The following is a 19855-nucleotide window of genomic DNA, read 5'->3' on the forward strand; positions in this document are numbered from 1 at the left end:
CTTCATTGCTCGATGCCGGTGGCCGTGATCAGCGCCGGGTAGTGCCGCAGCCCCAGGCGATCGGCCAGGTCGTCTCCGGCTACGGGCGCGAGCGGCACGCCCGGCACCAGGGCACGCAACCGTGCCAGGCCCTGCGCGGTCTCGACATTGACCACGAGGCCGACCGCGCCGCGTTCGCGCAAAGCGACGCCGCGGCGCTGCAGCCAGGCCCGGGAGGCGTCGTCGTCGCCGATGACCACGAACGGCCGCAGGCCGGGCGCTTCGATCACGCGCCGCGCGACGGTGCCGGGCGTGAGCTTGGCGCTACGCACCGGCAGCATCGCTGCCTCGTCCGCGGGTGTGGCGGGAACCTGTGGCGTCGGAATGGGCGGCCGGCCCGGGACATCGGCGCGCGCCTGGAGGTTGAGGGCCTCGTAGTACGGCAGCGCCGACGTGCCACCGCGATCTTCGACCACGATCAGCGGATCGCCGGCACGCGATGCCAGCGGCAGACCTGCCAGCAGCACAAGCAGGCCCCGCAGGGCCAGATGGGATTTTGTCATGGGGAAGTCTCCTGGCGCGCGGCGAGCACCGCGGCGTTTGGATGTGCGCCCTGCACACGCGCGAGATGGCGCGACACGCTGCGCCGGTAGCGGGCGGCGGGCTCGCCGCCCGCAGGACGGTGGTAGCGGCCGATCGCGAGCAGCCAGTCTTCGCCGGACGTGTGCTGCTCGTTCAGGATTTCAGCGGCGATGGCGAGGTTTCGATACGGGTCCAGCAGGTCGCACGCGCTGGTGAAGCGATGCTTGTGGTAGCCGAGGTTGATCTGGACCAGGCCTGCATCGATGCGCGTGTGGGGCGTGGTACGCATTGCCTGTTGCAAGCCCGAGCAGGCGTCGGCGCGCGTGGCGAAGCGGCGCGACTGGCCGGCGACATTGAGGGACCACGGCCACGGCACGATGCGCCCGTTGCGTCGAACGCCGCTCTCCTGCAAGGCCACGGCGTAGAGCACGGTCGAGGGGATGCCCGCCTGCTGGGCGGCGAGCTGGTAGGCAGGTGGCGGAATCTCCTGGGCATGGACGGCGCAGGCGCACAGGCCGGTAGCGAGCACCAGTGCGCACAAGAGCTGCGAGAAGGAGGTGGCCGCTACGGCTGGCGCTGCCATTGGCCGTTCACCTCGCGCACAGCCGCGGGCAAGTCACCGGGCAGGCCCAGCGACAGCCAGCGGCCGCCGTCGTGGTTGAGGGTAATGCTGCCGCTGCGCACGCGCGCCGGGTCGATCTGCGCGCGCTTGGCCCAGTCGCGGATGCGTGCGTCGTCCTGGCGGCTGCCCACCATATACAGGTCGAACTCGGCACCCGAGGATTGCAGCCGCTGCACGAGCTGCCCACAGGCCGCGCAGCCGTCCTTGACGAACACCGCCATGCGACCGCTGCCGCGCGCGGTGCCGGTGCCCGGCCCGTCGTCGGGCAGGTTCACGCGCTGCATGCCGGGGTTCAGGCGCTGCCAGGCTTCGTCGTAGGCACGTTGGTAGGCGAGCAGCTTCTCGACGCGGCGAGCCTCGACTTGCACCTGCAGCTCTGCATAGCGCCGCCGTTCTTCGTCGGTGCGTGCCTCGATGCCTAGGGCAGACAGCGGGTCCAGGTTTGGCGAGTAGATGCCCAGCGGCCCATCCATCAGCTCGCGGTAACGCGCCCATTCCTGGGGTTGGAGCCCCCAGTTGCTTGCTACTCGGTCGTCCAGGACGCGGGCGGCCAGCGGGCGCTCCTGGCTCTGCGCATTGCGGGCTGGAGCTGTGGCTGGCTGTTGCGCCCACGCGGGCCACTGGACTGAAGCCAGTAGGAGTGCGGAAAGGATGATCGACGGCTTCATGTCGTGTGCTCCGATCAGGGAATCGCCACGCGACGGATCTGTTCGCCGGCTTGGAACACCGCAGCGCTGCCATCGATTGCCTGCAAGCGCCATGGACCGACCGCATCACCGGGCAACAGCACCTGAAGCTGGTCGGGCGTGAAGTCCCCGCTGCTCGGCGCGACGGACACACTGAGCTGGCCGGCGCGCAGTTCGGCGCCGACGATGCGGAACGGCAGTGGCGGCGGTTCAGGCTTGGCGGCGGGCTTGCTCGATGTGCGCGGCTGGGCGGGTGTTGCTGCACGCGCGGCGGTCTGACGCGTCTTGATCTGCTCGATCTCCGCGCGCAGCGCCTGAAGGTCGTCGGCTGCTGCGTAGCTGCTCAATGTCTTCTCAACTTGGGAAGCGCGTGCTTCCAGGATTTGGCGGGTGTCTTTGAGGTCCGCCGCCGTTGCGACCTGCGGACGCTGCTGGATGGTTCCGATGGTCTCGGCCAAGGCCACCGCCTGCGCTTCGAGGCGTTGCAAACGGGAGTCGAGCCGTTCCTCGTCGGCCTGGTCGCTCATCGCCTGGTAGCCGAGGGCCACGATGACGCTGAGACCGAGCAGCCAGAGCCAGAGCAGGCTTTGCGCCACCACGGCGGCAGCCGGGCGCCGCGAGGATTGGGGAGTGTTCATGGCTGGCCGCCTGGAATGGAGGGCATCAGTGGGAAGGTCTGCACCGCATCGGCGGCGGCCGGTTCAGGCATGGATTCGACGGCCATGCTGTCGCCGGGCCGCTCGAAGCAAATTTGTCGTGCGCGGTCATCCGCGTGCAGTTCCCAGGCCGGACCAGCTAGGGTGATCAGCGCGTCGCGCAAGGTCATGGGACCGAGATGCAGGTGCGCCGCCGGCAGCGGCAGCGCATACAACTCGATCACGGCATGTGCCGTTTGACACAGGCTGTAGCCGCTGCGCTTGAGCACGTGCCGCAGCCCATCGCCGACCGTGACGCGGGCATCCGCCGGCATCGAAACATCGATGGTCTGCAACAGCAGGTCGCGCTGCGCCGCCGTGGGGGCCAGCTCGACCAACGTGTAGCGCCCATAGCGCACAACGGGGATGTACTCGGGCGCTTCGGGTTCGGGCGCGGTCGAGACTTCCTCGAAGGCATCGGGTGCGTGCGGCGCAGTCGTTGTCGCGCAGCCGCCAGCCAGTACCGACCAAAGCAGGCCGAGAAATCCCGTCAGCAGGCGGCGTTCGGGATGGTGAAACCAGGGTGGAGAGGGGCACATAGCTCGGCGTCCTGAAACATCGAGCCCTCACCATCGCCGCTGGGGTCGTGCGCGGCAGCAAACAATGCGAATCACGCCCCGTCCGATTTTCCGACAGCCTCCCTCCAAAGAAAAAGGCCCCCGAAGGGGCCAATGAGAGCGCAGGTCGGACCCTGCCGAATCAACCCCGAGCCAGCTTCAGGCCAGGATCGACCTGTGCCAGTTGGGCATGCGCCCAGCAGCGCACGAGTTGGCCGTTCTCGCCGAGCGGCCGGTCCGCCATCGCCACCGAGTACTCGTCGGTATCGCTGGTGTCGTAGCAGACGACTTTGATCTCGCCGGTGTCGCAGCGGATGGAGTGGATCTGGCCGTCGGTCATATCGACCACGACGACCTGCGGGACAAGACCCAGTTCGCGGGCGGCCGACAGGATGGGGCCATATTCGGCAGCGTCGAAGCAGACGAACGGCCCTTCGTACCGGGCTTCTTCGGCCAGATCCTTGGCTTTGTGGTAGTGGGCACCCTGGTCGTATTCCTCCTGGGTGGTTCTGACCTTGAAGACCGGCATGTTGGGGGTGCCGGAAGCATCGACGCAGGCGACAGCGACTTGCATCTCGATCTCGCCGCCTTCAGCAGGCTCGGTCGGAGGGATGACAGCCTGACTCTCGGGTTCTTCGTCGGCCATACCCATGCGCTCGCGCATCTCGTCGGCGAATGCCTCGGGAGCCATCAGGCCGTAGCGCGCCAGGCGCACGGGGATGTCTTCAGCGTTCAGATTGCCGTCTTCGATGCGCTGCCGCATGAAGGAGGCGATCTCGGTTACCAGGGTGTCACTCTCAGCTTCCGAGGGCTGCTCGGACACATCGATCGACCACTTATCCACTTCCGCGGCGGTCTCGCCGGTCAGCAGACCCTCATCGATGGCGTATTCGCACATGCTGCGCAGCCGTGCCAGCATTTCCGATTCGGCCTCGCCGTTGAGCAGGTAAGTCACGTCCAGCGTGAGGCGAGCACTGACGACTTTGGTCGTTGCTTGGGTATTGGTGTTCATGGAAATCTCCTTGGGATCGAAAAAGCGCAGCCACGCCCACGGAGACCGTGGACGTGGCTGCAAGGTGGGAACAGCGGAAAGCCGGCGGCGTTAGGCCAGCGTTGGCGTGGGGATCAGGCGGCGACCAGTTGCCGGGCCAGTGCGACCTCGACCGAATCACCATCCTGGTTCAGGACGTCCAACCCTGATTCGGGCACGTCGCCCGAGGTGGACTGCGAGACCATGATCTTCTTGGCCATCAGTTCGAGGCAGGTCATCTGCGAGGAGCCGGCGTAGCCAAGGTAGATCACGCGCACGGGTTGCTTCTGCCCGATGCGCCAGGAGCGGCGTGCCGCCTGCTGCAGCGAGTACACGTTGTAGCCCGACTGCATGAACACGATCGTCGGAAACTCCAACAGGTCCAGTCCCGTTTTAACCAGCTCGGGGTTGGTGATGAGCACATCGATGCCACGGTCCAGTTGTTCGGCGATCCAGTCCTCGCGGCGGCTGGCATCCACGCTTGCGCGCAGCACCGCCACCTTGAAGCCTTCCTGCTCCAGCAGCACCTTCAACCGGCTGGTCGTGTCGCGCGTGCCGGTATAGACCGTGTAGGCCAGCACCTTGCGGCCCTGCGCCTTCTCCTCTTTGCAGATGTCGATCAGCTCACGCTCCTTGGGGCTGATCTCGAACTCGTTGAACTGAGCCGGGACGAACGCCAAGGTGTTGCGCGTGCGCGGATGCACCACGGTCTCCGACCGGAAGCAGCAATCTGGCCAGGCCAGTAGCACGTTGAGCACCACACCCAGCAAGGTCGTATCGCGTCGTGCAAGAGCCTGTTTCAGCTCCGCGGTCAGCCGACCCGCCAGATCGCGGTAGGCCGCGGCTTGCGCCGTGTCCATCGCGACTTCGCGGAACTCCTCGTCATACGGCGGCAGGATGTTGCCGCCGATGTCCTTGAGCTTGAGGAAGATCGTGAACGGCAGGATGCAGCGCAAGACGCCCTTGGGGCCGAAGCCCGGGGCCTTGACCGTGCGCACCGATACCTTGGTGCCCTTGGCCGTCTTGTGCGCCGTGCCGGTGCTCTCGGAGTAGATGTCCTTCAAGACCCCGTGATCGCGCATGAACGCCATCGCGGCCGAGGTCATGCTGCCGCTCGTGGTCGGGCGGTAGCCGTCTTCGATCATCCGCCCCGGAAGGGCTCGGAACAGCAGGTAGAACAGGTCGTCCCCGTAGCCGCCCATCAGCGTGCCAGTCAGCAGCAAGGTCTTGCGAGCCTTCGCTGCCAGCACGCCCATGGCCTGGCCTTGGGCACTGCCGCCGTTCTTGTACTCGTGCGCCTCATCGGCGATGAGCAGGTCGAACGTGCCTTGCGGCAGGTAGCGTTTGATGAACTCGGACGGCTGGTAGCCGCCTTCGCCAAAGCCGAACTCCATGTTGGCCATCGCACGTTCCATGCGGGTGGCCTGACGGTCGGAAAACACCAGCTCGCCGTTGCCGTCCATGAGGTTGATGAACTCATGGATGTTGTCGCCGAGCATCGAGGCCAGGAAGCCGTCTCCGAACTTCTGCATCAGCTTCTGCGCGGTGACTGCCCCGATGGTCGGGATGCGCTTCAAGGCTTTCAGCACGGCCGAGGACTGGTCGCTGCCGGACAGGCTGCGTGGGCGGATCAGCGTCCACAGGGGCGCTGCGCAATGGCTGCACTTCCTGCGGTACTCCTCGGCTTCGAGCGCGACCGGGTTGACCGGCTCGCCGTCGAGGTCGGTGATGACCGTGCCGCAGTCCGGGCAGGCCGCCACGTCGCCGTGGCGGGTGCGCCGCTGGGTGAAGACAGGCTTCCAGTGGAACCCCATCCGCATCCTGACGCGCCCCAGGACAAAGAACTCCTGGCCGGTCGGCTGCACACCCAACTGCTCGCGCAGCTTGATGAGCTTGACCAAGGTATCGGGGCCGTTGAGCACCCAGACCTTCGCGCCCGCTACTGTCTCCTGGATCTCGCGCCGCCACTTGTAAACAAGGTGCGGGGGCGAGAGAACCAAGGTCCGGCGGTAGCCTTCGGCGTTGAGCACAGCGGCCGTGGCGATGCCGACGGTCGTCTTGCCGCAGCCCATCTCGCCATTGACGATCGCGGCGCGCTCGCCACGGTCAATCAGCAGCTCCGCGGCGGCGTGGACGACTTCGGCCTGGGCCTGGAACAGCTTGCGCTTGAGGCTGGCGACGATGAGCTGGCGATGTGCTTGCGGTTGGCCGGTATAGACCGGCGGGTTGGCGCTGTTGAGGGCGTCGAGCAGTTCGTCGCCGAACTCGCCGACGAAATCCTGAAGGCTCAGGGTCAGAGGGGAAGATTCCGCGTCGAGCAGTTCGCCCTGTACGGGCGCGGCTTCAGCGGCATTGGTTTCGAGATCGAGGGACATGGTGATGCTCCAAAGAAAAAGGGGCATGCACCACCCCCAGCGGGGCAGTGGCATGCCCCGTGGTGGGAAGTAAATCGACGCGTGGCCGACGGTGGTTGAAGGTGCTGGCCTGGGTGGCCAGCGGCTGAACCGTGCTCAGTCCTCGGACGGCAGAACGATGACGGTGGCGTGGCGCTCCGCGTCGGTAACGATGCGAATGGCCAGCCCCGGATGGATCACGTAGTGCGATGCCAGCGATGCGCCTGATTGAAGCGCGGTGCTGTTGGCCTGCCATTGCTGGACGTTGACGTCGCCCCAGTCGCCACGGGTGTGGCGCCTGAAGTACGGGATCGGGTCGAGGCGACCCGAGCGGACCAGGCGGTCAATGCCTTTGCTGAAGATAAGCGCCCCGATGGGGAACGCCAGGTTCTGACAGTAGGTTTCGATGCGATGTGATGCCATGGGCTCCTCCTTGATGAGTCATTGAGCCACGACACCCCTGCCGGAGTGAAGTGGCTCCGTCAGGAGAATGAGGATGACGATGTGGGGACGTCAGATCAGGTCCCGCTCTTCGGGAAGCTGGATCACCGTGGTCTGGTGGTCCTCGCTGGTCTTGACGATTAGCGCCAGGTCCGGCGTGATCCTGAACTGCGAGATCATCAGGTTGTCCTGTTGGATCGCCACGTCGTTGGCTTGGCGTGTGGCCTCATCGATCTCGCCCCAGTCCCCGCGCACATGGCGCTGGACATAGGCTAAGGGGTCGATCAGGCCTCTTCGGGCCAGCCAATGCACCTTCTCGCTCAACTTCAACGTACTCGGTGCGAACAACGGTTGCTTGTGCGGCGCTGGCCGCTTGAACGGATTCGGGAACATGGTGTTTCTCCTTCGATGTGGTACAGCAGGACGGCAGCGCGTCCGGTGGATCAGCGGATGGTCAACACCTCGCCCCGTGTCGCGGAGCCAGGCGTCATGTCCCACGCGCGGATGACGGGCACAAACTTGTCGGTGAGGATGCGGGTCTCGGCGATGGAGCCGTCTTCGCGTTCGGTGAATTCCCGCTGGAGCGTTTTGTCCTTGTGGGTGTCACCTTTGACGACGAGCACGCGCCCCGTCTGGGAGCGCACAACGCCGGAGATCGCGCCCGCTGCCAAGGCCAGGGCGAGATGCCAGTGGGACAAGGCTCGCGCCGGTGGACGCAGCGACTGCTGCGCGGCCCCCAGGTGCGTGTCCAGCGACGGCCAGAGGCCTTGCAGCCGACCGACCTCATCGGCGAACTGCTCCGGCTCCATCGTCACGCGGAAGAAATGCTCCGGCTCGACCGGACTGGCGGGGACGATGTACGGCAGGAACGGCCATTCGCTCGGCAGTTCCTCGGCTTCGACTTCGCCAAGCCCAACCTGCAGCAGCAGGTTGCGCACGGCCTTGACGCCATCGGGGGCCTGCTCGCGCTGGCGCACCCTTCGGCCAAAGATCACCACCTGCTTGAACTGCGTTTCCACCGCTCGGTAGATCCGCAGATCGGTGTAGTGGCGTGTCAGCCAACCAACCAGCTCCGCGTCGAGCACGTAGCCGGGGACGATGAAGACCAGCATGCCGCCGTACTGCAGCAGCGACAGCGAACGCTGATAGAACAGCTTTTCGAGGCGGGCACGTCCCTGACCTTGATAGCCGATGTTGCCGTTGACGTCCTTGGACAGGTCGCCATACGGCGGGTTGAGCCAGAGCAACCCGAAGGACTGTTTGGAGACCATCGTGTCCATCAGGTCCGCGTGCAGGCAGTGATCGACCAAGCCTCGGGCATGGCGTGCCCGCTCCGCGTCGAACTCGACCGCGAATGCCTTGGCCTGGTCACGCCCGAGGGCATAGGCGGCTTCGGCGATCGCCACGCCTTCGCCGGCGCAGGGATCAAGGATGCACATCGGCCCGTCGCTGGGCATCAGTGCGTTGAGGGCTCTTTCGAGCGTGGGTTCGTCGGTCGGGTAGTACCCGTTCTTGGCGAAATTGCGGGCGAGCCGCGGGAACATGAGGGCCATGGAAGTCTCCTGGTTGGCGGGGATGAAAGACGGAAGCACGCCGAGACGTGCCTCCGAGGGGGTCAAGCCGCTACCGCTTCCGGCGTCCAAATCTTGGTCGGATAGGGATAGGCGGTGAGCGCGTCACTGCGGATCAGGGAGCCCAGCGCCAGGGTCAGCGCCGGCACGTCGATGGCGAGCCGATGGCCTTCCAGCGGCCCGAGGGCGAACGGAAGGCGGGCCAGCATCTCGCGGCTTTGCAGCAGTTCCAGCACGGTCTCGCGCCAGTGGTCGAGTAGCGGCAACGGGCAGGTGTCCCGCACCAGCATCCACAGGCGGTCAAGCCGGTGGGCGCTGTCGCGCGGCAGCAGTGCCAATGCGCTGGCGTTGGCCTTGTCGGGCTTGACGCAGCGCCGGTCGAACAGCCACACGTTGGACAGCGAACCGAACAGCGTTCGCCGGTAGGCGCGGGTCATGCGCTTTTCCAGGCGATCGACGTTGCCGATGAACACCGGGACGCTGCCGCCCTGGTCGGTGATGACGTGGAACTGGTCCAGTCCCTGCTCGTCGCGCCCGAGGGTCAGGCGAGCGAGGAATTGCTGGACGGCGGTGTCGCGTGCCCAGATGGACAGGAAGATCAGGTTGCCCTGGTCATCGCCAACGCAGGCGTCGGCCATCACGTCCGGGCATTCGTCGATGCGGTACAGCGTGGAAGAAGTGTTTGCGGGCATGGTGGTGTCCTCGGATGAGCGGGAACAGCACCGCCCGTCGGGGCAGGTACTGCCCCGGGGGGGGTGGAAGAAAACCGCTCAGTCCGGCTCGAACTGCCGGGTGTGCGGGTTGAAGTGAAGCGCCTCGTCCACCGCGGTGATCGGCGTGAAGCCGTCCAGGTAGATGTTGTTGAGGTACTGGTCGCGATAGGTCAGCGCCTGCCGTGCCTGCTCCTCGGTGAGGCCGTTGTCGATGAAGTACGCCAGCATTTCCTCGTCGGAGGAAACTTCGTCGTTGGACAAACTGCCTTCAACGAGCTTTAACAGCGAGGCGGGGAGCGCAGCCAGGATCGGGTCCATGTTGGTTCCTCCTGGCTCAGGCCAATAGTGCCGCGGCGGGTGCCGTGGCAACCGTGGGTGTACGACGCCGCGCGTGGTAGGCGCGAACGCCTGCACGCCAGTCGGCGGACTGCTCCGGTGCGAGGTCCAGATAGGACAGCGGGCACGAGTAGTAGTACGGGTGCATGGACTCGTCCAGCGGCTTGTAGCCCCACTGGTTGCCGCTGCGCTCCAGAAGATCGCAGCGGATGTAGCGCAGGGACTGGCCCGGCGCGAGATCACGATGCACGCCTTCGGCCCTGGCCGTCACTTCCGCGACGGACCAGAGGACGTTGCCGCGCAGCGTGTGGGCGATGACCTTCACGCTGGCGCGCTCGGTCTCCTGCGGTGCGATCAGTTCGGCGATCAGTTCAGACCGCGATTGGGGAGAGAAATACCAGCCCATGAGAGGCCTCCTGAAGAAGTAGAGCCAGAGGCCTCCCCGTGGGGAAGAACCCCCAGCGGGTGATGGAATGCCGCGTGTGCGGCGATGGAATGCAGTGCGGGCTAGGAACCGCAACCGGCCGGGCAGCAACCCAGCGTGATCCCATGCGAACAGCAGCCGTTTTCAGCGAGCCAGTCCTGGGTTTCCTGCCGTTCGGCAGGTGTTGCGTAGTCCCATTCCTGGGTCGCGATTTCCAGCGCATGAACGCGCTGGCTTTCCGGCAATCGACTGGCTTGCGCGTCGATCTCCGAGCTGAAAAGCGTGACCCAGTGATCCCAGGACAGGCCGCAACCACGTTGGGCATGCTCGGCGGCCGTCTTGCAAACGGCGCGCCACGCGGTTTCGTCCAGCGCGGAACGGGGTGTATCGCAAGTGATGGTGGACATGATGGAGACCTCCAGAAGAAAGCCGAGGCCACCCCCGCATGGGGAAGGAACCCCAGCGGGTGGATGAAGAACACCGCGGATGCGGTGTCTGCAATCACGCAGGTTGCAGTTCGGCCTGGCGGCTCCACTCCTGCGTCTTGAAGTCCAGCGCGTAGCCCAGTTCGCCCAGGCGGGCGATCTGGGCGCGCAGGGCGCGGCGGTCGATGGTCGAATCCAGCTTCACAGACTCGCCCAGCGGCCACAACAGGCCGAACAGCGCGGCGTCGCCATCCTCGGTGCTGCCGGGGGCAGCAGCCGCAGCAGGCGGCGCGTCCACGCCGAAGGGCGTGGTATCGACCAGCGGGTCCGCGGACGTCTGCACGGGTGCAGGTTTGGCGGACCTGGATGCCTTGGCGGGTTTGGCCGGCGTTGTCGCAGGCTGTGTCCCTTGATCTTCATCGAGCGGATCGACTTCCTGCGGGGCGAAGCTATGTGCTTCGGCCTTGCTCAGCTTGTCGATGCCGAAAAGTGTCATACCGTCCAGGTTGGCGCGCATCTCGAAACGCATGCTGCCGTCGCTGATCGGATAGCCTTTGAGGAAGATGTAGCGAAGGACGAACTCCCCTTGATACTTGCCCTCGGGGTATTGCTCCAACTCCGCGTCTTTAATCGTGAATTTTCCGAGTTGGCATTCGAGCTTGCCAACATTGAACTTTCCGTTGCGGCCATGAATGGTGCGCAGCGCGAGCTGGCCCGGGACGATGATGGGAGTGGCCGATTTCTCGGGTGCCGATGTGACTGCCATGATGCTTCTCCTTGAGGAATAGGAAAAAGGCAAGGCCCCGTGAGGGGCCATGCCGGATCAGAACGAAGCAGCCAATGCCGGCTCCTGCTCTTCGACTTCACCTGCGGGCTCGCGCTCGGCGGGCTCGATAGGCTGGTCGGCAGCGGTGTCGGCGGCGTCCTCGGCTTCGGGCGCGGGTGCGTCCTCGGCCTGCGACGCCTCGGCTTGCGCCTGGCTCGTCGGATAGACCTGGGTGCCGTCGATCTTGATCAGACCGATGTGGATCAGCGTCGATTCCAGGCTCGCTCCCGGCTCCCCGGCGCGCTCACCCTTGGTGCGGATGTACGGATCGATCTTCATGTCGTTCAACTTGAAGGCGATCAGCACCTTGCGGTCCCCTTCGATGGCCTGCACGCACCGGCGAACCAGGTGCTCGGCTTCAGGGGTGGCGACGATGGTGTCGAAGTACCGATAGTCCGGTTCACCGACAGGCCCGGCCAGAGCCGCGACGCAGCACGACAGGAACGGATCGCCATCCTTGGGGGTGACGTCCTTCGGACGGCTGAGGTAGCCGATGCCGCGGGTGATCAGCTCGTGCTGCTTGATGGAAGCCAGTTCGGCCCGGTCAAGCGGCTCGGCCTTGAGCAGTCGCGCCTTGAGGGACGCGGCGGCTTCACCCTTGCGCTCGCCCTTGTCGCGGATGTACGCATCGCCCCACAGGTCGCCGAGGCGGAAGCGCACCAGCGGGCGCTGCTTGGGATCGTCAACGCCGATGTAGCGCTGGACGAGGTTCTTGGCCTCGGCACCCGAGACCTTGACGTCGAAGTAGCGGTAGCTGGGGTCCCTGGCGGGGCCGACCAGCGCGGCAACGGTGCATGCCAGGAAAGGCTGCGCACGGCGGCCGCCCCGGACAGGCACTTCACGGACACGCTGGATGTAGCCGATGCCCGAGGTGTGGAGGTCGAAATACGATTTCTCGTTGGACGTGGTGTTCATGGTGAATCTCCATAGGGAAGAAGCGGAGACACACCAGCCCCACGCATGCGGGGAAAGGTGCGTAACCCCGCGGTGGGTCGATAAGGCGAAAGCATCCGCCACCAGAGACTGGTGGCCGCTCGCGGATGGATGCGGTGCGAGCTGGCTCGGTCACGCAGTGGGAACTGCGACGCAACCTTGAAGACCGATGGTTGCTTGGCATGTCGCTGACAACGTCAGCAGGCATGGGGTCAGCATGGCCGGGCCTCGCGCGCGCGACAGCAATCAATCGGCATCCGGGCGCTTCCCATTTTTTCCAGGCTGCCCAGTTCCGCCCAAAAGAAAGCCCCCGAAATGGGGGCTTCAAGGGGTATGCGGACATTTTTGGACTACGCCGATTCCACCGCCGCCAGCGACAGATACGTAGCGGTGGCGGACAGCTCCAGATCATCTGAGCTTTGCAGAATGCGAGTGAAAACGCTGTCTTTCGGGTCGAAGAACTCGCCGAAGTCGTCGCCGCCAAGCTCGGCGCGTGCCAGTTCCCACCAGTCATCGAACGGGTCGGTATCCGGGTTGCAGCCGACGGCATAGGCCAGCAGCTTCACGCGGCCATCGGGGCGGCGCTCTCCGCGCTCGGCGAGGAAGTACACGCCCTGGTCCTTGGCCAGGGCGACGCGGCATTGGTTGGCGATGGCTTCGGCAAGCACGGGGCGCAGGTCGGAGCCTCTGAATCGCAGTGACATGGTTGAAATCTCCTGTATGGATGAAGAAAAAAGCCCTCCACCGAAACGGATGGAAGGCTTGTGGGGCAGTCGCCGGTAGGCTGTGGACTGATCAGTCGTGCCGCTAGGCTTCCTGTCTGGCACGTCAGGCTGGAACCGCCTGACGTTGCCGAAAGGCTTTGGCGTCGATCACGCTCACGTCGATCAGGCGCCAGCGCCCGTCGTCGATGAGCCGCTCCAGCACTTCACCGAGCATGTCGAAATACACCTCGTCGTGCCTATCGACCAACTCACCGTCGCGGTGCAGCTCCACCACGTAGGTGTCGCCGCCACGGTCGTAGAGGATCGTCACCTGACCCTCGAACTTGGTGGTTGAGACCGTGAAGCTGATCGCCGGCGGGGTCTCGATGATCCTGGAGGGCTTGGGATCGACCCAGGCGAAGTCGCGGGCACCTGCATCGACCAGCATGTGGGTGATGCACCGGAACCCGTCGGGCGCGGGCATCTCCTCCAACTGCTCGATGAGTTGGCCCAGCTCCATGCACTGCGGCTCGGGAATGGGCAGCTTGGCGGGTGCTTTGCCAAGGATATGCCTCGTGATGGTGTAAGGCGTGCCATCCGAAGTCTTCTCGGTGACGACTTCCGGGGTGTCCGCGCGAAGCCCGTCGAAACGTCGCCGGGCGTAGGGTTGGACATGGACCTTGGCGCCCTCGCTGGGAACGGTGGTCACCAGGTTGGGATCGAGCACGGCGAACTCGGAAGGCTTGAGCTTGACGACGATGGCATCGTCGGTCGCGGAGACTACCTTGCCGTTGAAGGGCTGAGGGTCAATGGCGAAGCCCAACGTCGAGGACTGCGGCTGATCATCGAATACGCGGTATTTGAACGAACGCACGTTGCGAGGGACATGGCCCGCGACAAGCGAAGGCATCATGGATTTGATGAGGGAACGGTCCATGGGAATCTCCTTGAGGAAGAACAAGGGATTCCCCGCCCGCAAGGGAGAGGTCCCTTGTGGGTGGCGTGAACGGACGGGGTACGTCCATAGGAAGAAACGACCAGCACGGTTTCCCGCACTTGCAGCCTTGAAGGTCTCGGCTGCCAGGGCATGTGTCGGCAACGCCGACGAACATGGAGCAAGGATGGCTCTGGAATGGGCGGCCTGCCTGCAAGAAATCGCACAGCGTCGCACCCGCTTTCCTGCGCTGCGGACAAGAAAAAGCCCCTCGAAAAGGGGCTTGGTTGGGTCAGGCTTCGTACACGAAGTAGTGCTCGCGCTGACGTGGGAAGAAGACATGCTTCCATGTATCGCCGCTGGTGTTGCCACCGTCGAAGACGACCATTTCGTAGTCGTCAATGTCGGTGTCCACCAGGTCGGCGCTGGCGATATGGCGCATGTGCAGCGTGCCGCTCATGCGCTCGAATACCAGGATCTGGCCGATGGCGTCGTCCTGGCCCATGGCATTGACGCAGGCGCCGAGCTGGTGCTCGAAGTCTGGCGTGCGCGAGATGAGGTCGGGGAACATGAGGTTGCTCCTATGAAAATGGACCAGCCCGGCTCCGGGAGGGAGACGGGCCGGTATGGGGGAGAACAAAGAGGAAGGATGTTGCGTCGAGCGGCTGCTAGGATTCGGCCAACGGCAGGCCCAACAGCACGGGTGCGTCGGCGTCGAGAATCAGGATGCGCACGTCGGCCTGGCCAGCCAGTTCAATGACGTTCGCCAGGTCATCCGGCATACCCTTGCTTCGGTGCTCCTGGCGAAGCTGCTCCGCACTGATGCCCTCGGCGTGGTCCAGGTTCTTGTCCGTCCAGGGAGTGGAGATCAGCTTGATGCCGATCGCCGGGCTGTACGGAACCCGGAACGCGATGAACAGGAATGCCTCCGGCGTAGCGAGGTCTGCCAGGTTGGCGAGGTATTGGCCGGTTTCTTGGCTGATGTGTGCGCTGCTGATTTCCCAGCACCGGCTGTAGTAGCCGGTCTCGAAACTCAGGCGCTGTACGACTTCCCGCGCTGCCTCTGCCGAATAGGCGTCGCCGACGTGGATGGGGCGACCGTCGAAGTCGTCGCCATGGATGGCATAGACCACGGCACCGATTACACCTTCGCCGCTGACACCTTCTGCGGTATCGCATTCGGCCAGCACCTCGGCACTCACGGGTTCGGGACCATTCCTGACCACGGCGAAATCGCTGGTGACGATGCACGAGGATGAAATCAGTTCCTCGTCGGAAAAGTGCTTTTGACTCGCGTGGATGATTCGCCAGACATGCGGGCTTCCGTCGTCGTAGCCGATGCACAGCGTGCGGACGATTTTCAGATTCCAGTAGCCGCGGAGAAAGGGATTGGGTTTCTGGGACATGGGAACTCTCCAGATTTGAATATTGGGGCCAATCTCCGCCACCGGGAATTGGACCCGGTTGGTTGAAAGTGGAAAATGCGTCAGTCGGCGCTGATCGTTGGCGTCTGAACCAGCCGTTCGGCGATGCGATGGCGCACATTTAGGCGAAATTGCTCATCGGTGATGCCGGCAAGCAGGTTGGCGGCCTCCAGCGCGATCAACGCTGAGGCCTCTTCGATGTCGGCGGCCAGGATGGTGTTGCGCAGTTGATCGCCGAGTTGAAGCGCCTGCGAGGACGTTCTGAAGACCTGGACCTCACGGCTCAGGTAGCAGCCGTTGCCGCCGAACTCGAATAGCCTTGGCTTGCTGCAATACCAGCAGCCCTCAAACTGGATGGCGGTCAGGTTATGGCCGTCATCGAAGCGGGTAGCGATCAGAAGCAGGGCTTCCAGGTCGGCGCCGTCCTCGAATTGGTGGTGCTCGATCAGGTTCTCCAGCTCCCCGTCCTGGTCAGCACCGAAGTGCGCGGCCAGCCGTTCAAGCAGAGGCGGAATCGACAACTCTTCGTCGTCGGGCATGGGGATGCCGAGTTGTGTGGCCAGGTTTTCCAGACCGTCCAGCACATCTGTCCAGCGTGGATCATTGGTTTCGGCGATCTGGGCGATGTAGGCCTGCCCATTGCCGGGATGGTTTTCGTCGAGCGCGAAAGCACCGAACAGTGCCTTGATGACGGGAGTAACGCGGTTGAGCACGAGAACGCCCGTGCCTTCGTAGTAGTTGTTTGCCATGCTGGCTCCTTTCGAGAAGAGCGGAGCCAGCCCATGCGGACGATGGCGTCCGCAGGGAATAGCCCAAGGCCGTTGGCGTCGGGCGATGGGGAAGAAAAATTGAGGGACATGGCCTTATGGGCGCATGTCCCTCACGGGGGGATCGAGAGGACAGTGGCGTGCCGGAGACCGGCTCACCAACCGCTGTAGTTCACCAGCAGGTCGGCGATGACCTTGCGGCGTTCCAGATCGAGACCGTCGAAGTCCGACAGCCCGTGGAAGCGGCAGCGCTTGAGCATGGCACCGCCCTCGCGCGCGTTGTAGAAGCTGACCATGGCGGACAGGAACATGCGTTCGCCGCTGCTCAGGACGCCGAGGGCATCGTTGAGCCGCAGCATGTCGGGACGCAAATCCCACTTGGTCTTGGCCTGGTTCAGGCCTTCACGGGTGCCGTCGCCGAACCACTCGGGACCAGCAATCTCGACACCGCGCTTCCAGGCCTCGAAGAAGGCTTGGGGCGCGGCAGCGAAATGCTGCTCTTCCCGCATGATCTGATCGACGACTTCCCGCGGCAGTAGCTGGTTCATGACGTGATTTCTCCAGTTGGATCAGGGAATGGCGAGCTGGGACCAGCCGCCTCTTTCGAGGGCGCGTTGAGCCGCGGCATAGCTGCGGAAGTACTCGCGGGATTCCCGCGAAACGGGACCTTCGGTATCGCGCGTGCCGATGTAGTGGCCGGCGGCGCTTTGCAAGACTTCGAGCGGCAGGAACTTGCCGCAGTAGGTCAGGGCCAACTGGCCGAAAGAGGCTTGCTGGGACATGGACGGGCTCCTTGGAAAAGCGGGGCCTTGTCCCTCACGGGATGGCAGCTCCCGCACGCGGTTGATAAAAAGCATCAGCGTCACGGGGACGCTCATCCGCAGAATTGATGCGATGCGGACTGGTGGGTGACGCGGGAGAGACCCGCGGCAGCCTGGAACCCTGGCTGCTGGCATGTGCTGACGAATCAGCGAACATGCAGGCAGCTTCGTGCGAGGGCTGCGCCGCGTCAGTTGGAAAACGGCATTCGGCCCAGCCCCGATTGATGAGCACAGGAAAAGAAAAGCCCCGCATCGAGTACGGGGCTGTCAGGAGGGTGCGGTGGCGCTGGGTCAATCGGGCTTGTCGCCCAGGACATGCTGCTTCCACAGGTCGAATGCCCGCTCGGGCGGAAGCTCGGCGAGGATGACGATGGGCTGGGCCTGCCTGGTGCGCAGCGAAGCGAAGTACGCCTTGCGGTCGGCGATAGCCTTGAGCTTGATGCCTTTGATGAACAGCAGTTTGCCGTCCTTGATGAACAGCACCTTGTTGCCGATGTCGCGGTTGAAGGCGGCTCGCACCTTGCGCTCCGCGTGCATGGCATCGGCCAGTTCATCGACCAGGAAGTCGAGCGTCATGTCGATGTAATGAGGGTCTTCACCCTCCTGGCCTAGATCGAGCGGCGCAGGCGGCAAGCCCTTGGCAAAGGCTTCGGCCTGAGCCAGCAGCGTCGTCTTGCCGTTGAGCGCGCGGAGGAATGTCGAGCCGCCATGCCCGTCGTTGCGGGCCTCGGCGATGGGAGTGCCGTCGAACACGATGGTCGCGGTGAAGCACAGCGTTTCCTCGCTGGCGAAGTCGGCGACCTTGAGGTTCTTCAGCGTGATGCGGTCTTGCTTGGTGATGGTGTCCATGGGAAGTCCTGAAATCGACCGGGTGGCGACATGCCCCTGACGGGACGTGGCGACCATCCCGTGGGTTGGAGAAAGGAGGCATCGATGCCCCGGTGGGCAGCGTTCGCCGGTGAGATGCCGAAGCGAACTGGTGGGTGGCGTGGGCGGAACCCACGGCAGCCTTGACACCCTGGCTGCGGGCTGCTGCCGATACATCGGCAATGCAGGGGGAGAATGGCGCGGCCGGCAGGCTGCGTCGTCGATCAATCCGAAGCGGTCGAGTCCGTCTTGTGCAGGCACTGCACCAGCCGGTTGCCCAGCCAAGCCATGCACGGGACGGCCATGGAGTTGCCAATCGCCTTGTAGCGCGGAGCGTCTGCGGCAGGCTTGCCGCGATACGGGATCAGCGTGTAGTCGTCGGGCATGCCCTGCAGCCGCTCGCACTCCATGGGCATCAGCCGCCGCACCCGCCATTGCGACCAGTCCGCTGCACCGGATTCATTCCAGTCGTAGCGGAAATGTGCCTCGAAGTCGGGGGCCAGGACATGGGGCTTGTCTGCGCCGCCGCCGCTGGTACGCAACGCCGCCGCAACGCTTCCGCCCAGTTCGGCAGCAAGACCCTGCGTCCGTCCCCGCAGGGCAACGCAGGCCACCATCGGCACACCGTAGCCCGGCTTGCCGTTGGACAGGACGGTGCAAGACACCTGTCCATGGCCCGACTCGAAGCGCACTTCGCCGCGGTTGTTCTGCGCGAAGGCGATGGCGGGCACGACGCCTGCGTTCGCATGGCTGTTGCGATGCCCGCCGGCACGCAGCGTCGGCGTCAGGTCGATCGTGGCGTCCGCGCCGCTGCCCTGGGCGGTGAAGGCGATGATCGGCACGCCCTTTCCCGTACCGTCCTCGCTGCTGCCCTTGCCGTTGTTGGCGGTGTCGAGGGTGTGGGCGATGCTGCCGGCGATGGACTGCACCATGAACGTCTCGGTGCGGATGTCGTGCTTGGGACCCGCGGCCATCAGGCATGCCGCAACATCGACGGGGCCAATGCCGCCGCTGAATCCGAACGTCGTCGTGACCTTGCCGTAGGGCTGGTTCAGTCCAGCGAATCCTGCGTATCCGCCTGCTGCTGCAGCACCCGGTCCAGCAGCGCGGGCAGCTTCTTGCCACGGCGCGCGGCCCGCAGAAGAATCCCCGCGCAGGCCTGTGCGCTCAAAAAGTACTTCGGAGGGATCGAGGTCATCACCACCACATGCCACAAGAAACACGCGCTTGCGGCGTTGGGCGACACCGAAATATTGAGCGTCGAGCACGCGCCAGGCGATGCGGCGGCGGGGTCCAGACACACAACCAGCGTGCGCCCATTTTTCCCCTGGCGGCTGGAGCGCACGGCTTTCTCCGGCCAGTGCGCCCAGGAAATGCCCGAAGGCATTGCTGCGGTCGTTGAGGACGCCGGGGACGTTTTCCCAGACGAGCGTTGCCGGCGGGCGGCGGTCTTGGTGGCGGGTTTGGTCGATGGCATTTGCAAGCTCCACATAGGCAAGGGTCAAGGCGCCGCGCGGGTCGTTCAACCCCTGGCGCGCGCCGGCAACGCTGAACGACTGGCACGGCGTGCCGCCGACCAGGATGTCGGGCGCCGGCACGGTGCCGGCGCGCACCTGACGGGCGATCGCGGTCATGTCGCCCAGGTTGGGCACATGGGGGTAACGGTGGGCGAGCACGGCGCTCGGGAACGGCTCGATCTCGGCGAACCACGCGGCTTTGAGGCCGAGGGGTTGCCATGCGAGGCTCACGGCCTCGATGCCGCTGCACACGCTGCCGTACAGCAGTGGCGCGGCCTGGGGCGCACCGCGAAGGGTGCAAGGTTGCGGGTTCATGTCGGGTCTCCTGTTCGTGTGGCCCGGGGCGGGCCGGGACGTTGATAGGCAGGAGAAAGGCGCCGAAGGCCCTGCGGCCTTCGGCTCGGGAGGACAGAACCACCCGTGGGCTGGTGCAGGCCCGGTCGTCGCTAGAACCGTCTGCTCATCAGCAATCACACCCGGCGCATGTCGTGGTTCGCGCCGGCATCGTCTGGCGCACATCCGCGCACAAAGGGAGCCCGTTTTTGCGCCGGCGGGCACCGGCACCGAATACCGCTGACCACGAAGGGTCTCCGGGTGGCTCGCGCAGC

The 19855-nt window shown here is 64.8% G+C and carries 25 protein-coding genes; all 25 read right to left on the minus strand.

Annotation, left to right across the window (positions count from 1 at the left end; genetic code table 11):
- Window positions 1–2: 2 nt before the first annotated feature.
- The gene (locus BM070_RS15845) at window positions 3–542 is read right to left on the minus strand and encodes an integrating conjugative element protein (RefSeq protein WP_017515759.1); all 540 of its coding nucleotides are present in this window, start codon (window positions 540–542) and stop codon (window positions 3–5) included.
- Window positions 539–1144 (minus strand): transglycosylase SLT domain-containing protein, encoded by a 606-nt coding sequence (locus BM070_RS15850; RefSeq protein WP_028690955.1) that lies wholly within the window; start codon window positions 1142–1144, stop codon window positions 539–541. Before BM070_RS15850 ends, BM070_RS15845 begins: the two co-directional genes overlap by 4 nt.
- Window positions 1126–1851 (minus strand): TIGR03759 family integrating conjugative element protein, encoded by a 726-nt coding sequence (locus BM070_RS15855; RefSeq protein ID WP_023103911.1) that lies wholly within the window; start codon window positions 1849–1851, stop codon window positions 1126–1128. The genes BM070_RS15850 and BM070_RS15855 overlap by 19 nt, the downstream gene beginning before the upstream one ends.
- A gap of 14 nt (window positions 1852–1865) precedes the next feature.
- On the minus strand, window positions 1866–2507 hold the full coding sequence (locus BM070_RS15860; RefSeq protein WP_023103912.1) for a hypothetical protein: 642 nt from the start codon (window positions 2505–2507) through the stop codon (window positions 1866–1868).
- Window positions 2504–3103 (minus strand): PFGI-1 class ICE element type IV pilus protein PilL2, encoded by a 600-nt coding sequence (gene pilL2 / locus BM070_RS15865; RefSeq protein ID WP_028690956.1) that lies wholly within the window; start codon window positions 3101–3103, stop codon window positions 2504–2506. The genes BM070_RS15860 and pilL2 overlap by 4 nt, the downstream gene beginning before the upstream one ends.
- 160 nt (window positions 3104–3263) lie before the next feature.
- Window positions 3264–4133 (minus strand): hypothetical protein, encoded by an 870-nt coding sequence (locus tag BM070_RS15870; protein WP_028690957.1) that lies wholly within the window; start codon window positions 4131–4133, stop codon window positions 3264–3266.
- A gap of 113 nt (window positions 4134–4246) precedes the next feature.
- The gene (locus tag BM070_RS15875; RefSeq protein WP_028690958.1) at window positions 4247–6526 is read right to left on the minus strand and encodes a helicase-related protein; all 2280 of its coding nucleotides are present in this window, start codon (window positions 6524–6526) and stop codon (window positions 4247–4249) included.
- Window positions 6527–6661: 135 nt separating this feature from the next.
- A complete protein-coding gene (locus tag BM070_RS15880) occupies window positions 6662–6967 on the minus strand; it encodes a hypothetical protein (protein ID WP_023103916.1) in 306 nt (101 codons plus the stop codon).
- Window positions 6968–7057: 90 nt separating this feature from the next.
- Complete coding sequence (locus BM070_RS15885; protein WP_023103917.1) at window positions 7058–7378, minus strand: hypothetical protein; 321 nt, start codon at window positions 7376–7378, stop codon at window positions 7058–7060.
- A gap of 50 nt (window positions 7379–7428) precedes the next feature.
- The gene (locus tag BM070_RS15890; protein ID WP_254912518.1) at window positions 7429–8562 is read right to left on the minus strand and encodes a DUF6094 domain-containing protein; all 1134 of its coding nucleotides are present in this window, start codon (window positions 8560–8562) and stop codon (window positions 7429–7431) included.
- 38 nt (window positions 8563–8600) lie between these two features.
- Complete coding sequence (locus tag BM070_RS15895) at window positions 8601–9248, minus strand: hypothetical protein (RefSeq protein WP_023103919.1); 648 nt, start codon at window positions 9246–9248, stop codon at window positions 8601–8603.
- 78 nt (window positions 9249–9326) lie between these two features.
- Window positions 9327–9587 carry a hypothetical protein gene (locus tag BM070_RS15900; protein ID WP_023103920.1) on the minus strand — a complete coding sequence of 87 codons (261 nt, stop codon included), beginning with the start codon at window positions 9585–9587 and terminating at the stop codon, window positions 9327–9329.
- A 16-nt stretch (window positions 9588–9603) separates the two neighbouring features.
- Complete coding sequence (locus BM070_RS15905) at window positions 9604–10011, minus strand: hypothetical protein (protein ID WP_023103921.1); 408 nt, start codon at window positions 10009–10011, stop codon at window positions 9604–9606.
- Between the two features lie 101 nt (window positions 10012–10112).
- Window positions 10113–10436, minus strand: coding sequence for a hypothetical protein (locus BM070_RS15910; protein WP_023103922.1), 324 nt, complete (start codon window positions 10434–10436; stop codon window positions 10113–10115).
- Window positions 10437–10530: 94 nt separating this feature from the next.
- Window positions 10531–11220 (minus strand): DUF3275 family protein, encoded by a 690-nt coding sequence (locus tag BM070_RS15915; RefSeq protein ID WP_023103923.1) that lies wholly within the window; start codon window positions 11218–11220, stop codon window positions 10531–10533.
- Window positions 11221–11277: 57 nt separating this feature from the next.
- On the minus strand, window positions 11278–12195 hold the full coding sequence (locus tag BM070_RS15920) for a DUF3577 domain-containing protein (protein ID WP_023103924.1): 918 nt from the start codon (window positions 12193–12195) through the stop codon (window positions 11278–11280).
- Between the two features lie 368 nt (window positions 12196–12563).
- Window positions 12564–12917, minus strand: a complete 354-nt coding sequence (locus BM070_RS15930) for a DUF3085 domain-containing protein (protein WP_009459699.1) — start codon at window positions 12915–12917, stop codon at window positions 12564–12566.
- 124 nt (window positions 12918–13041) lie between these two features.
- Complete coding sequence (locus BM070_RS15935) at window positions 13042–13854, minus strand: hypothetical protein (protein WP_023103925.1); 813 nt, start codon at window positions 13852–13854, stop codon at window positions 13042–13044.
- A 289-nt stretch (window positions 13855–14143) separates the two neighbouring features.
- On the minus strand, window positions 14144–14422 hold the full coding sequence (locus BM070_RS15940) for a hypothetical protein (RefSeq protein WP_009459701.1): 279 nt from the start codon (window positions 14420–14422) through the stop codon (window positions 14144–14146).
- A gap of 97 nt (window positions 14423–14519) precedes the next feature.
- Complete coding sequence (locus tag BM070_RS15945) at window positions 14520–15257, minus strand: DUF5983 family protein (protein WP_017512403.1); 738 nt, start codon at window positions 15255–15257, stop codon at window positions 14520–14522.
- A gap of 80 nt (window positions 15258–15337) precedes the next feature.
- Window positions 15338–16024, minus strand: a complete 687-nt coding sequence (locus BM070_RS15950; protein ID WP_017512402.1) for a hypothetical protein — start codon at window positions 16022–16024, stop codon at window positions 15338–15340.
- Window positions 16025–16197: 173 nt separating this feature from the next.
- Complete coding sequence (locus tag BM070_RS15955) at window positions 16198–16590, minus strand: hypothetical protein (RefSeq protein WP_017512401.1); 393 nt, start codon at window positions 16588–16590, stop codon at window positions 16198–16200.
- Between the two features lie 21 nt (window positions 16591–16611).
- Complete coding sequence (locus tag BM070_RS15960) at window positions 16612–16824, minus strand: hypothetical protein (RefSeq protein ID WP_003290186.1); 213 nt, start codon at window positions 16822–16824, stop codon at window positions 16612–16614.
- 330 nt (window positions 16825–17154) lie between these two features.
- Window positions 17155–17712, minus strand: coding sequence for a hypothetical protein (locus tag BM070_RS15965; protein ID WP_023103929.1), 558 nt, complete (start codon window positions 17710–17712; stop codon window positions 17155–17157).
- Between the two features lie 242 nt (window positions 17713–17954).
- Window positions 17955–19562, minus strand: coding sequence for a DNA cytosine methyltransferase (locus tag BM070_RS15970; RefSeq protein WP_023103930.1), 1608 nt, complete (start codon window positions 19560–19562; stop codon window positions 17955–17957).
- Window positions 19563–19855: the final 293 nt, after the last annotated feature.

It is taken from the genome of Paracidovorax wautersii (assembly GCF_900113035.1).
Taxonomy (GTDB): domain Bacteria; phylum Pseudomonadota; class Gammaproteobacteria; order Burkholderiales; family Burkholderiaceae_C; genus Paracidovorax; species Paracidovorax wautersii.

Excerpts from the sequence above, each read along its gene's own strand:
- BM070_RS15845 (WP_017515759.1), bottom strand. The coding sequence starts at position 542 with ATGACAAAATCCCATCTGGCCCTGCGGGGCCTGCTTGTGCTGCTGGCA.
- BM070_RS15850 (WP_028690955.1), bottom strand. The coding sequence starts at position 1,144 with ATGGCAGCGCCAGCCGTAGCGGCCACCTCCTTCTCGCAGCTCTTGTGC.
- BM070_RS15855 (WP_023103911.1), bottom strand. The coding sequence starts at position 1,851 with ATGAAGCCGTCGATCATCCTTTCCGCACTCCTACTGGCTTCAGTCCAG.
- BM070_RS15860 (WP_023103912.1), bottom strand. The coding sequence starts at position 2,507 with ATGAACACTCCCCAATCCTCGCGGCGCCCGGCTGCCGCCGTGGTGGCG.
- pilL2 (WP_028690956.1), bottom strand. The coding sequence starts at position 3,103 with ATGTGCCCCTCTCCACCCTGGTTTCACCATCCCGAACGCCGCCTGCTG.
- BM070_RS15870 (WP_028690957.1), bottom strand. The coding sequence starts at position 4,133 with ATGAACACCAATACCCAAGCAACGACCAAAGTCGTCAGTGCTCGCCTC.
- BM070_RS15875 (WP_028690958.1), bottom strand. The coding sequence starts at position 6,526 with ATGTCCCTCGATCTCGAAACCAATGCCGCTGAAGCCGCGCCCGTACAG.
- BM070_RS15880 (WP_023103916.1), bottom strand. The coding sequence starts at position 6,967 with ATGGCATCACATCGCATCGAAACCTACTGTCAGAACCTGGCGTTCCCC.
- BM070_RS15885 (WP_023103917.1), bottom strand. The coding sequence starts at position 7,378 with ATGTTCCCGAATCCGTTCAAGCGGCCAGCGCCGCACAAGCAACCGTTG.
- BM070_RS15895 (WP_023103919.1), bottom strand. The coding sequence starts at position 9,248 with ATGCCCGCAAACACTTCTTCCACGCTGTACCGCATCGACGAATGCCCG.
- BM070_RS15900 (WP_023103920.1), bottom strand. The coding sequence starts at position 9,587 with ATGGACCCGATCCTGGCTGCGCTCCCCGCCTCGCTGTTAAAGCTCGTT.
- BM070_RS15905 (WP_023103921.1), bottom strand. The coding sequence starts at position 10,011 with ATGGGCTGGTATTTCTCTCCCCAATCGCGGTCTGAACTGATCGCCGAA.
- BM070_RS15910 (WP_023103922.1), bottom strand. The coding sequence starts at position 10,436 with ATGTCCACCATCACTTGCGATACACCCCGTTCCGCGCTGGACGAAACC.
- BM070_RS15915 (WP_023103923.1), bottom strand. The coding sequence starts at position 11,220 with ATGGCAGTCACATCGGCACCCGAGAAATCGGCCACTCCCATCATCGTC.
- BM070_RS15920 (WP_023103924.1), bottom strand. The coding sequence starts at position 12,195 with ATGAACACCACGTCCAACGAGAAATCGTATTTCGACCTCCACACCTCG.
- BM070_RS15930 (WP_009459699.1), bottom strand. The coding sequence starts at position 12,917 with ATGTCACTGCGATTCAGAGGCTCCGACCTGCGCCCCGTGCTTGCCGAA.
- BM070_RS15935 (WP_023103925.1), bottom strand. The coding sequence starts at position 13,854 with ATGGACCGTTCCCTCATCAAATCCATGATGCCTTCGCTTGTCGCGGGC.
- BM070_RS15940 (WP_009459701.1), bottom strand. The coding sequence starts at position 14,422 with ATGTTCCCCGACCTCATCTCGCGCACGCCAGACTTCGAGCACCAGCTC.
- BM070_RS15945 (WP_017512403.1), bottom strand. The coding sequence starts at position 15,257 with ATGTCCCAGAAACCCAATCCCTTTCTCCGCGGCTACTGGAATCTGAAA.
- BM070_RS15950 (WP_017512402.1), bottom strand. The coding sequence starts at position 16,024 with ATGGCAAACAACTACTACGAAGGCACGGGCGTTCTCGTGCTCAACCGC.
- BM070_RS15955 (WP_017512401.1), bottom strand. The coding sequence starts at position 16,590 with ATGAACCAGCTACTGCCGCGGGAAGTCGTCGATCAGATCATGCGGGAA.
- BM070_RS15960 (WP_003290186.1), bottom strand. The coding sequence starts at position 16,824 with ATGTCCCAGCAAGCCTCTTTCGGCCAGTTGGCCCTGACCTACTGCGGC.
- BM070_RS15965 (WP_023103929.1), bottom strand. The coding sequence starts at position 17,712 with ATGGACACCATCACCAAGCAAGACCGCATCACGCTGAAGAACCTCAAG.
- BM070_RS15970 (WP_023103930.1), bottom strand. The coding sequence starts at position 19,562 with ATGAACCCGCAACCTTGCACCCTTCGCGGTGCGCCCCAGGCCGCGCCA.